The 233-nt window shown below is 66.5% G+C and carries 1 pseudogene; it reads right to left on the bottom strand.

Annotated features, from left to right (window positions below):
- Nucleotides 1-230, bottom strand: a pseudogene (locus tag KVT39_RS37490) (hopanoid biosynthesis associated radical SAM protein HpnJ); the annotation flags it as partial.
- Nucleotides 231-233 lie beyond the last annotated feature (3 nt).

Here is a 233-nt window from a genome sequence, read left to right as displayed (position 1 = left end):
TCGTAGTCGTTCGCGACCTTCAGCGTCGCCTCGACCGACAGGCCGTCGGCCGGTGCGTCGACGACGCGGCTGCCCGGCACGAGCGCGGCCGGCGGCGCAAGCCACGTCGGATACCAGAAGGAACGGATTTCGCGCTTCGCCTGATAGCGCGAGCCGGCCCCGCCGTCGAAGCCGTCATACGAAGGGGCCTGCAAGAACAGCGTTTTCATGAATGCTCCGGTAGCCTGCATAGT

It is taken from the genome of Burkholderia sp. GbtcB21 (genome assembly GCF_019091065.1).
Taxonomy (GTDB): domain Bacteria; phylum Pseudomonadota; class Gammaproteobacteria; order Burkholderiales; family Burkholderiaceae; genus Burkholderia; species Burkholderia pyrrocinia_C.
Note: the sequence above shows the minus strand (reverse complement) of the source record. Positions and strands in the feature narration are given on the sequence as shown.